Annotated in this window: 14 protein-coding genes; 5 read left to right on the top strand and 9 right to left on the bottom strand. The window is 60.7% G+C overall.

Annotated elements, in window-relative coordinates:
* The coding region (locus YUA_RS52450; protein WP_305728027.1) for an SbmA/BacA-like family transporter at positions 1-162 on the top strand (162 nt) is incomplete at its 5' end.
* Between the two features lie 42 nt (positions 163-204).
* Here the strand turns inward: YUA_RS52450 and YUA_RS0140540 are convergent.
* Genes YUA_RS0140540 through YUA_RS52445 form a run of 5 tightly spaced genes read right to left on the bottom strand, consistent with a single transcriptional unit; the run spans position 205 to position 3658 of the window.
* Positions 205-963 carry a methyltransferase domain-containing protein gene (locus YUA_RS0140540; RefSeq protein WP_027535741.1) on the bottom strand — a complete coding sequence of 253 codons (759 nt, stop codon included), beginning with the start codon at positions 961-963 and terminating at the stop codon, positions 205-207.
* A gap of 34 nt (positions 964-997) precedes the next feature.
* Positions 998-1900, bottom strand: a complete 903-nt coding sequence (locus YUA_RS0140535) for a metal ABC transporter solute-binding protein, Zn/Mn family (protein WP_027535740.1) — start codon at positions 1898-1900, stop codon at positions 998-1000.
* Positions 1901-1908: 8 nt separating this feature from the next.
* Entirely contained in the window at positions 1909-2781 is an 873-nt protein-coding gene (locus YUA_RS0140530; RefSeq protein ID WP_027535739.1) for a metal ABC transporter permease, read from the bottom strand.
* On the bottom strand, positions 2778-3536 hold the full coding sequence (locus YUA_RS0140525; RefSeq protein ID WP_035973039.1) for a metal ABC transporter ATP-binding protein: 759 nt from the start codon (positions 3534-3536) through the stop codon (positions 2778-2780). Before YUA_RS0140525 ends, YUA_RS0140530 begins: the two co-directional genes overlap by 4 nt.
* On the bottom strand, positions 3533-3658 hold the full coding sequence (locus YUA_RS52445; RefSeq protein WP_256375418.1) for a hypothetical protein: 126 nt from the start codon (positions 3656-3658) through the stop codon (positions 3533-3535). The genes YUA_RS0140525 and YUA_RS52445 overlap by 4 nt, the downstream gene beginning before the upstream one ends.
* A gap of 116 nt (positions 3659-3774) precedes the next feature.
* On the opposite strand from YUA_RS52445, the gene YUA_RS51425 reads away from it, so the two are divergent.
* Both YUA_RS51425 and YUA_RS51420 read left to right on the top strand, forming a co-directional pair.
* Entirely contained in the window at positions 3775-4077 is a 303-nt protein-coding gene (locus YUA_RS51425) for a helix-turn-helix transcriptional regulator (protein WP_035973037.1), read from the top strand.
* A 20-nt stretch (positions 4078-4097) separates the two neighbouring features.
* Positions 4098-4457, top strand: a complete 360-nt coding sequence (locus YUA_RS51420) for a hypothetical protein (protein WP_198029597.1) — start codon at positions 4098-4100, stop codon at positions 4455-4457.
* A gap of 129 nt (positions 4458-4586) precedes the next feature.
* On the opposite strand, the gene YUA_RS0140505 is transcribed toward YUA_RS51420, so the two are convergent.
* The 3 genes from YUA_RS0140505 to YUA_RS50750 are packed head-to-tail and all read right to left on the bottom strand — an operon-like array spanning position 4587 to position 6181.
* Positions 4587-5315, bottom strand: coding sequence for a hypothetical protein (locus YUA_RS0140505; RefSeq protein ID WP_027535735.1), 729 nt, complete (start codon positions 5313-5315; stop codon positions 4587-4589).
* A gap of 52 nt (positions 5316-5367) precedes the next feature.
* On the bottom strand, positions 5368-5946 hold the full coding sequence (locus tag YUA_RS46630; RefSeq protein ID WP_035973035.1) for a HupE/UreJ family protein: 579 nt from the start codon (positions 5944-5946) through the stop codon (positions 5368-5370).
* 52 nt (positions 5947-5998) lie between these two features.
* Positions 5999-6181 carry a hypothetical protein gene (locus tag YUA_RS50750; protein WP_156947615.1) on the bottom strand — a complete coding sequence of 61 codons (183 nt, stop codon included), beginning with the start codon at positions 6179-6181 and terminating at the stop codon, positions 5999-6001.
* A 76-nt stretch (positions 6182-6257) separates the two neighbouring features.
* Between YUA_RS50750 and YUA_RS0140490 the strand changes: the two genes are divergently transcribed.
* Positions 6258-6764, top strand: a complete 507-nt coding sequence (locus tag YUA_RS0140490) for a Fur family transcriptional regulator (RefSeq protein ID WP_027535734.1) — start codon at positions 6258-6260, stop codon at positions 6762-6764.
* A gap of 673 nt (positions 6765-7437) precedes the next feature.
* Here YUA_RS0140490 and mepA read toward each other — a convergent pair.
* Positions 7438-8367, bottom strand: a complete 930-nt coding sequence (mepA, locus tag YUA_RS0140485; RefSeq protein ID WP_027535733.1) for a penicillin-insensitive murein endopeptidase — start codon at positions 8365-8367, stop codon at positions 7438-7440.
* Positions 8368-8572: 205 nt separating this feature from the next.
* Here mepA and YUA_RS46625 point away from each other — a divergent pair.
* Positions 8573-9093: GTP-binding protein (locus YUA_RS46625; protein WP_035973032.1), on the top strand; the 521-nt coding region annotated here is incomplete at its 3' end.

The following is a 9093-nucleotide window of genomic DNA, read 5'->3' as shown; positions in this document are numbered from 1 at the left end:
TTCACGCAGGTCCGAACCTCGTTTCAGTATCTCGTCAACGCCTGGAGCACGATCGTCGAGCTGATCTCGATCTATCAACGGCTTCGGAGTTTCGAGGCCAAGCTCCATGGCGAGCCGCTGCCTTCAATTGAGACAGAGACGGAGCCATTGTCGTTGGGATGATGCGAAATCCCAGCCCAGCTCTAACGAACTGGNACAGGTCTCTCATCTTGCCGGCTTCCGCGCCCAAGCGCAGAACACCAATTCCCACAGACAGGTGGCATTGTTTTGCTTGCGCTCAGCCAGAAGGCGCTCGTCGAGCGTATCGACGTCGGCGTCCGTCTCCGTCACGATGCCGTGCTTGAGCAGACGCGGGAGCACCGCGCGTATGATCGAAGCCACCGGATATTCTGCCGTCGGCGTGAGAACGTTCGCTTCAGCCCGTACGCATTCGACTTTGAGGCCCGCAGCCGAAAGGGCGCCATGCATACTGAAACCCATGTGCGGATTGACCTCTTCCTTTCGCAACATCTCCCTGAGCCAGCTACGGACCTTGTCATGAAGCGGCAGGCGCACGGGGGCGTCGTTCACGGCAATCGTGTCGTGCTCGTGGAAGGCGACCAGGCCACCCGGTCGTACCGCGCGGGCGAGTTGCGCTACGGCTTGCGCTGCGTCTGGCTGATACATCAGGACCCGGCGTCCAACTGCGCCATCGAGCGTGCCGTGTCCTGGAAGAACGACATCGAAACCGCCTTCGACGAAGGTAATATTGAAGAAACCAGCATCGCGCGCCTGCGCACGGGCGACTTCAAGCATTCGGGGATCGCGGTCCACCGCGAAGACGTGACCGCGATCTCCAACGCGCCTAGAGAGCATGAGCGAGACGGTGCCGGGGCCGCAGCCGATGTCGATCACCCGCATGCCCGCGCTGATAGGCGCGTCATCGAGCATCCGCTCGGTCATCTCATTGACGGCGTTGGTCATGGGCGGGGTTCGCCTCTCCTGTGTGACGGCCGACTCAATTGCTTGGCGGTACCATCGCCTTTGCGAGGACGTCGATGTTGTACCGAAACATCCGGGCGTAGGTCGGGGCGGGTCCATCAGGGCGTGAGAGCGCCTCCGCGTAGAGTTTGCCACCTGGCTGCGCGCCGGTCGCATTCGAGATCTGCTGCACCAGCCGCGGATCATTGGATGTCTCGATAAAATAGAACTTCACGTGTTCAGCCTTCACTTGATCGATCAGTCGTGCGACGTCGCTTGCGGATGCCTCTGTCTCGGTGGAAAGGCCGAGTGGCGACAGGAAGGTGATGCCGCAATCGCGTCCAAGATATCCGAAGGCGTCGTGGCTGGTCAGAATCTTGCGTTGCTGCGGCGGAATCTGGTCGATGTGCGCGTGAGCGTAGCCATCGAGATCGCGCAATTCTCGTGAGTAGCGAGCAGCATTGGCCTTGAAGTCGTCGGCAGCTTCAGGATCGGCGGCGATGAGCGCCTTCTCGATATTTGCCACCCACACCAGGACGTTGAGTGGACTGTTCCAGACGTGCGGGTCATCCGAAATCTGGCCTTTGCGCTGTCGCTCGCGCAATTTGATGCCGGTCGAGACGATCACCGGTGTGCCTTGATACCCTGACGCCGTGACGAGCTTCTCAAACCAGCGTTCGAGGCCCTCGCCACTAATGAAGGCGAGATCGGCGTCTTTCAGATTTCTTGCATCGTCGGGCGACGGCTCGAATTGATGTGGGTCGCCATCGGGACCGACCAGGCTTTTGACCTGCACATGACTGCCACCGACTTGCTGCACCACGTCTGCCAGCACGCTGAAACTAGCGACGATGTTCAGCGTTTTGGCCGAAGCCGATGTGGCCAATGCTCCCCAGATCATCAGGGCCGAAAATGCAATGCGGAGGAGTGCGTTTCTCATGTTCTCTCTCAGCCAGTTAGATGCGGTCGGGGAAGCAGCCGGCGCATGGCCGCGGACGGTCCGATCAGCAGCGAGCAGCCGTAGATCAGGCTGGCGGTCAGGATGATGGTCGGACCCGAGGCGAAGCCGAGATGATAGGAGACGATCAGTCCGATGTAGCCGGATACGGCCGCTGTAGCTGCCGCAGTCAACATCATGCCGGGCAGGGTTCGAGCCCATAGCTGGGCGACCGCTGCGGGCAGCATCATCAGTCCTACCGCCATCAGCGTCCCAAGGGCCTGAAAGCCGGCAACGAGATTGAGCACGACCAGAAAGAGAAACAGGAAATGGTAAAGGGATCCCCGACCGGCGATCGCGCGCAGAAAGCCAGGATCGAAACATTCCACGACGAGCGGTCGATAGATGACGGCGAGTGTGACGACGGTTATCGAGGTAATGGCACCGATGAAGTACAGTGCCTTCGCATCGATCGCCAGAATCGTCCCGAACAGCACGTGCAGAAGATCGATGTTGGAGCCACGTAGCGAAACAATGAGAACGCCAAGCGCGAGCGATGTCAGATAGAAGCTGGCAAAGCTGGCGTCCTCGCGAAGCGGCGTGGACCGGCTGACAAGGCCGGAAAGCAGCGCGACGCTCAGGCCGGCGACCAGTCCGCCCAGTCCCATCGCGGGTAACGAAAGACCGCCGGCAATGAGGAAACCGATCGCCGCTCCGGGTAACACCGCATGACTCATGGCATCGCCGACCAGGCTCATGCGGCGGAGCATCAACAGCACGCCGATGGGTCCGGAGCCCAGCCCGAGCGCAACGCAGGCGATGAGCGCGCGGCGCAGGAAGCCGTACTCGACGAACGGCAGGATGAATAGCTGGTAGACCGTCATGCCGCGCTCTGGTCCGGCACGTCACAGATGGCAGCGGTCTCGTCCCATCGCTCGGCCATCACCCGCGCTCGCAGCAGGTTGTCAGCCGTCATGGTTGTCACGGTCGGGCCCCATGCGATGGGCTCGCGCGCGAGCAAGAGCGCCTGAGGAAAATGCGCGCGCACTTGTTCGACATCGTGCAGCACCGCGATCACCGTGCGTCCGTCCTGGTGCCACCGCCTCACGACCTGGAGAAGGTCGTGCGTGGTGCGAGCATCGATGGCGGTGAAGGGTTCATCGAGTAGGATCAGCTTGGCATCCTGCAGCAGCAATCGCGCGAACAACACGCGCTGGAACTGCCCAGCCGACAACGTGCCGATCAGTCGCTGTTCAAATCCGGTGAGCCCCACGGATGAAAGCGCGCGTCGCGCCTCCGACACGCTTCCCTCGGAGACTGCACGGAAAGCCCCGGCCTGGCTCCACGCACCGAGCAGGACCACATCGCCGACCGTGATCGGGAAGCGGCGATCGATGTCTGCCGCCTGCGGCAGATATCCGATATCGCTCGGCATCACGTGGCCGCGATCGATCCTGCCCGACGCAAGCGGGAGCTCGTGCATCAGAGCCCTGAGAAGGGTCGATTTGCCCGCTCCGTTCGGCCCGACAATTGCTGTCAGGCTTCCAGGAGCAAACGAGCCATTGAGATGATGAACTGCGGGATGTCGGTCGAACGCGATCGTGACATCTTGCAAGTGAATGCTGCTGCTGGGGCTCATGGCCGCGCCACCGCCCAGAGAATGGCCAGCCACAGGCCCGCCAAGGTGCCGCTCACCGCGCCCAGCCGCAGGAGTGCCGAGCGGGTCATGGTTGAGACAGCGAGGACATCGAGTTTGCGCATGGAGGGGTCTGCAGCGGACATCACGTCGTAACGGAAGATGTAATGTTATTACATGACATGGCGCCTGCCAAGCTTGACATGTCACTCGGACATTCTAACATTCAATAGAATGATGGATGGTAATGAAACCGGTTAGTGAGCCGCACGTTGAGGAGGCAGCAGCCATGTTCAAGGCTCTGTCCGATCCTGCACGGCTCCAGACCCTCATCATCCTGGCTGCAGGCGAGCGGAATGTCGGCGAGCTCGCCGAAGCTGAACATGACCGAGTCGGTACCGTTTCGGCGCGCCTGAAGGTGTTGCTGCAAGCCAGGCTGGTCAAACGTCGGCGCGAAGGCAAGAACGCGATCTATTCGATCGCCGATGACCACGTATTCCAACTCGTCAAGAATGCCGTCGCGCATGCTGGCGAACACCACTGAGTCAAGGAAAGGACGTCGAAATGACCACCTGCAATCTTCCGCATCATGCCAATCACGATCACACGCACGGACCGCAATGCGGCCACGTCGCGATTCAGCATGGCGACCACGTGGACTACCTCCACGATGGTCATCTTCACCACCCGCACGCTGGTCACGTGGATGAACATCGCATTGAGGTGAGCGACAAGAACCCGGATCGCTGTACGCCCGACCATCGCTGCTCCGGACATGATGCTGCTCACGTCCATGGCCCTGGCTGCGGCCACGAAGCGGTCCCGCATGGCGATCATGTCGACTATCTCGTCGACGGCCATCTGCACCATCCTCACGGCAATCACTGCGATGATCACGGCCCGGTCGAGATCGTTCGAAACTAGGACGGACTCCTATTTCGCGTCGAAATGGCGACCGCACCAGAGTTGCGCTCGCCGTTTCAGCTTGCGGAGCATAACGGCTCGTCCAGAAAACGCCGCGACATTTGCTGTCGTCTTCAATCGGGCGATTCTTTAGGGCTGTTGAAGGCCATCTGGGGGAATGCGAGCGCCGGGCCTGTCCTGTGGTTCGAGCTCGGGAGAGAGGCGATCCGGCTCTGGGAACCGAAAGGTGTCCGGCGTTGGTTCAGTGGGCGGTGGAAATGCCGACTTTTGCTTCGGTATCAGCGACGCCCCGCCGTAGAGCAGGCCGATGGCAATCAGCCAGCTGCCGAGAATACGCGCTGGAATCGGAAACCAGATGCGCCAGAACGCCCGCACGGTCAGCGAAACGGCCGCGACGATCCAAAATGCGACGACCACTCCCGCCAGAGGGATCGCAATATCGTGGAGGCTGGGGTCACTCACCTCGATCGCGGCCGCCAGCATGCTTCCGGCGACGGCGGCGGCGATGAGCAAAAACCATGAACGCAGTCGCGCAGCGGGTAGCACAAGTGCCACGCCGACGATTACAGTGGAGATTGGTCCAGTCAGGAAGTGGTGGCTTGTTGCGCGCGGAATTGCCTCCAATACCGACAGCAACCAGTCTTTACGGAAAAAGCCGACGGCCAAGCCGCCGCCGAACAGCGCAAGTGCTCCGAGGCTGTAACGACGGTCCACGAGGGCGAGGGCAACGCCGAGTCCGACCAGCGGGAGTATCCGCTCAGGTGCGAGTGCACTCGATAATATCCACCACACGAGCGTGCTGCGTCCCGCAGCGGGGGGCAGCGCGATTGCTGCCGCCGCGAGCAATCCGAGCGCCATCAGAGCCGGGCCACTCCATTTGCTCGCGGCGGCGAGCACGTCGGAGGGAGGTTCATGCGGCTGAGAGTGCTGTGACAAGGAAGTAGACTCCGCCGAGGCCGATCAGCACTCCGAGCCCGCGAGCCAGGCGACCCCCAAGCGGCTTGTTGAGTGCTAATCCAACGCCGATGCCAAAGACGTGGATCAGGCCCGTCGCGAGGACGAAGCCGATGATGTAGTCGGCCGGATCTGCCGCAAAGGGCAGCTCGGCTCCGTGCGCGTATCCATGACAGATTGCAAAAGCAGCGATCAAACAAAGCGCCGTCCATTCCGCGGGATGCCAGGCAAAAGTGATTGCCGAGCCGAGCGCGAGAATCGAGAGCGCGATGCCGATCTCCACGCCCGGAAGCGGTAGGCCGAACATTCCGGCAGCACCGCCGGCAACCATGATCAGCGGAAAAGTCACCGGCAAGGTCCAAACCGGGCGACCGCCCATCTGGGCGCCCCACAGCCCGACGGCGAACATCGCAAGGAAATGGTCTGGCCCAGTGAGCGGATGTGCAAATCCACTGCGGAAGCCGCCGCTACCGGTCGAGGCGATGTGGGCTGCCGCAGAAATACGGAAGCACGCACCAACAAATCCAAATGGCAATTGCTGCGCCGGCCACCTGTCGATTCAAAGGCACGTTTTGCAACGATCGCCCTTAGATCTCGGTGTAGTCCAGGATCGTGTGTTCCCCCGACCAGATCTTGTCTGGGTTGTAGACCCGCTCGCGCCCCCTGTACCTGAAGTCGATTCCGAGAACGACCGCGCCCAATGGCTCGCAAACCAGTGGCTCGCGATTGCGGGGGACGCTGGGCGTTTCGGCGACTTGGGGCTTGGTCATGGACGCTCCAGGGTGTAATATTATGACATGGCGCCTGTTATATTATTACATTCCATGTCGTCAAGGCGAGATTTCAATGGCTCGTGATCCGGATCAGAGTGCCAGTGGCGGGCACGCGGAAGCGCATCGTCACGCCATCGATGCCGACGCGGTGCAGAGCCGCGCTCGCGCCTACGCAACATCGAAGGGAATTCCGTTCACGGCGATGCGTCAGCGCGTGCTGGGCTTGCTTGCGGCATCCGGAAAGCCCATGGCCGCCTACGAGATCGCCGAGAAGTTGAGCGACGCGCGCAGGGTGCAGGCGGTTCAGGTCTATCGCGCTCTCGAGTTCCTGCAGGAGGCGGGGTGTGTCCATCGACTGGCCTCTCAATCAGCCTATTTCGCTTGCGATCACCTTCATGGGAGCGGCGAGATGGTTGTCTTCATGGTCTGCAGCCAATGCGGCGCGGTTCAGGAAGCAGCTTCCGATCTGGTCGCGCGCGGTTTGCGGGGCGTGGCGAAGACGACCGGCTTCAAACCCTTGCACCCGATTATCGAGTTGGAGGGAGAGTGCGCGGACTGCACGAGCGAACCCGTGGGTTAGGGCGTGGGCTCATGAGCACGCAGCCATAGCCTGATAGATGCAAGCTGGACAATGCAAGCTTGCTGTACCGCGTTGCGACTCGACGACACTACTGGAAGAAGCGTTCGACAAGGTCGCGGGCTCCATAGCGGTGGAACGAGGCGATTGTAGCAAGTGATGTAGGGTCTGAAACCAACGTGATATTTGGGATACAGTTGACCGACGTTTTCGCCTGCGCTGCTTCGCGTCCTTCTAAGCAGGGCTACCGTCGACTCTCGATGAGCCCCATGGTTAGCTAGCTGTTGTAATGGGGCGGTTACCTGTGCGGCGACGGCTGCAGGATGCAGGACTCACCGTTCACGCAGGCTTTGAACACCAACATCAAGCGGATACAGCTTTTGATCGAATACGATCCAAAGCCACCTTTCGCCGCTGGTAGTCCGGAGGGTGCCGGACCGGCGTTAACACAAGAGATACTCCAGCGCCGTGCACCTCTGATTGCGTCGGCTCGAAAGGAGGCAGAGATGGCCAGAGAGGTTAGGTATCTAGTGTCTCAAAATTGTCCCCGTTGGCCATAACGACATATTTCAGTGCCGCGCCAACTTGGTCGCTGTAGGTGCACGGCGGACGTTCTCTTCGCCGATTACACCGCTGGGTTTATGGGTACAGGGCCTGGATCGCTTCCAAGCCTGCTCTACGGCGCGATCAGTATCTGCCGGCAAGCAGCCGGGAGTTCAGCAAGTGTCATCTCACGTCTTGGCTTCACTGGCGTTGTCGGTAACTTTGGATGCAGTACCGGCTCACTGAACCAGTAGGCGAGATCGCCCGCGCTGCAGCCCTCTTTTTCGGAGGGCGGCGGTTGCGACTGACATTCGCTGCTGCCCGACGGGCACTTGATCCGGACATGAAAATGATAGTCGTGCCCGTACATCGGGCGCACCTTGGAGAGCCAGCTTCGGTCGCCTTTGGCCTCTCGACATAACGCCTTCTTGATCGCCGCATTGACAAAGATGCGCTCCACGGCGGGGTCCTGTGCGGCGGCGCGGATCACGAGCAAATGGCTCGGAGTCCAGGCCTTCGGATCGACATCGAGGCGATCCGGGCGCACCATCATGACCGCCGACATCTCTTCACGTTCACTACGTGATAATTCCCGGTCCGGCATCGGCGTCAGCCAGATATCGGCGTCGAGCCCAACCTGGTGACTGGCGTGTCCGGTCAGCATCGGTCCCCCGCGCGGCTGCGACAAATCTCCGACCAGCAATCCCGGCCAACCGGCAACCTCATGCACCTTGTCGGACAGTCGCTCCAACAGCGCGATCATGTCGGGATGGCCCCAGTTGCGATTACGCGACAACCGCATCACCTGCCACGTCTTGCCGTTGATCGGTAGCGCCTGCGCGCCGGCAAGGCAGCCTTTGGCATAGAAGCCGATGGAGCGAACGGCCGACGGCGCCGGCAGTGCTTTTCGTCCGAAAAGTTCCTTGGCGCCGAGATGCGGATCGTTGGGATTGGTCAGCGGCGCCAGCGGTTGGGGATCCAGCGTGCCCTTGTCCTGCACCAGCGCAGCGGTCGCCGATGCGGCAGCGTACAGCAGGATCGCTAAAAGCAGTCGGCTGTTCATCGAAAGAGCGCGCTGATTTCTGCCTGACGATGCGCGGAAGCAAACAGAACTCTGCCGACGTGCGGTGGGACAATCCATCGTGACCAGATCCACGCGAACGTTGCCTATATACATGCAATGTTATAACATTACAAACCGAGTATGACCCCGTCCGAGTGCCTTTCCTGCCATTGAGCCCAATGCCAATTGAGTGCCCAGCCCACCAATGAAGATAGACCAGCCGATTCCGGTGACGATCCTCACGGGCTTCCTGGGTGCCGGGAAATCCACGCTGCTCAACGAGCTCCTGGAAAGCGAGGCCTTTGCGGACACCGCCGTCATCATCAACGAGTTTGGCGATATTTCCATCGATCACGATCTTGTTCGGGTGAACAAACGCGAAATGATGGTGACGACCACAGGCTGCCTCTGCTGCACGGTCGCGAGCGACATCAGGACTTCCCTGTTCGAACTTTACGACGCTGTGGAGAGCAAGGCTGTCCCGCCGTTGAAGCGCGTGATCGTCGAGACGACCGGGCTGGCCGATCCGGCTCCGATCATCAATCAGGTCACACCGGGCGGTCTTCCGGCAGCGGGGTTTCGGGATCATGTCGTCGCAAGGTGCTTCCGGCTGTCCGGCGTCGTCTGCGCAATCGATGTAACGACGATCGAAGCGTCGATGGAGCGGCACTTCGAATGCATGAAGCAGGTGGCGTTTGCGGACTTCGTCGTGCTCACCAAGACGGA

Origin of the sequence: Bradyrhizobium sp. WSM3983, from assembly GCF_000473045.1 — a bacterium.
Lineage (GTDB): Bacteria > Pseudomonadota > Alphaproteobacteria > Rhizobiales > Xanthobacteraceae > Bradyrhizobium.
Note: the sequence above shows the minus strand (reverse complement) of the source record. Positions and strands in the feature narration are given on the sequence as shown.

Excerpts from the sequence above, each read along its gene's own strand:
- YUA_RS0140540 (WP_027535741.1), bottom strand. The coding sequence starts at position 963 with ATGACCAACGCCGTCAATGAGATGACCGAGCGGATGCTCGATGACGCG.
- YUA_RS0140535 (WP_027535740.1), bottom strand. The coding sequence starts at position 1,900 with ATGAGAAACGCACTCCTCCGCATTGCATTTTCGGCCCTGATGATCTGG.
- YUA_RS0140530 (WP_027535739.1), bottom strand. The coding sequence starts at position 2,781 with ATGACGGTCTACCAGCTATTCATCCTGCCGTTCGTCGAGTACGGCTTC.
- YUA_RS0140525 (WP_035973039.1), bottom strand. The coding sequence starts at position 3,536 with ATGAGCCCCAGCAGCAGCATTCACTTGCAAGATGTCACGATCGCGTTC.
- YUA_RS52445 (WP_256375418.1), bottom strand. The coding sequence starts at position 3,658 with ATGCGCAAACTCGATGTCCTCGCTGTCTCAACCATGACCCGCTCGGCA.
- YUA_RS51425 (WP_035973037.1), top strand. The coding sequence starts at position 3,775 with ATGGTAATGAAACCGGTTAGTGAGCCGCACGTTGAGGAGGCAGCAGCC.
- YUA_RS51420 (WP_198029597.1), top strand. The coding sequence starts at position 4,098 with ATGACCACCTGCAATCTTCCGCATCATGCCAATCACGATCACACGCAC.
- YUA_RS0140505 (WP_027535735.1), bottom strand. The coding sequence starts at position 5,315 with ATGGCGCTCGGATTGCTCGCGGCGGCAGCAATCGCGCTGCCCCCCGCT.
- YUA_RS50750 (WP_156947615.1), bottom strand. The coding sequence starts at position 6,181 with ATGACCAAGCCCCAAGTCGCCGAAACGCCCAGCGTCCCCCGCAATCGC.
- YUA_RS0140490 (WP_027535734.1), top strand. The coding sequence starts at position 6,258 with ATGGCTCGTGATCCGGATCAGAGTGCCAGTGGCGGGCACGCGGAAGCG.
- mepA (WP_027535733.1), bottom strand. The coding sequence starts at position 8,367 with ATGAACAGCCGACTGCTTTTAGCGATCCTGCTGTACGCTGCCGCATCG.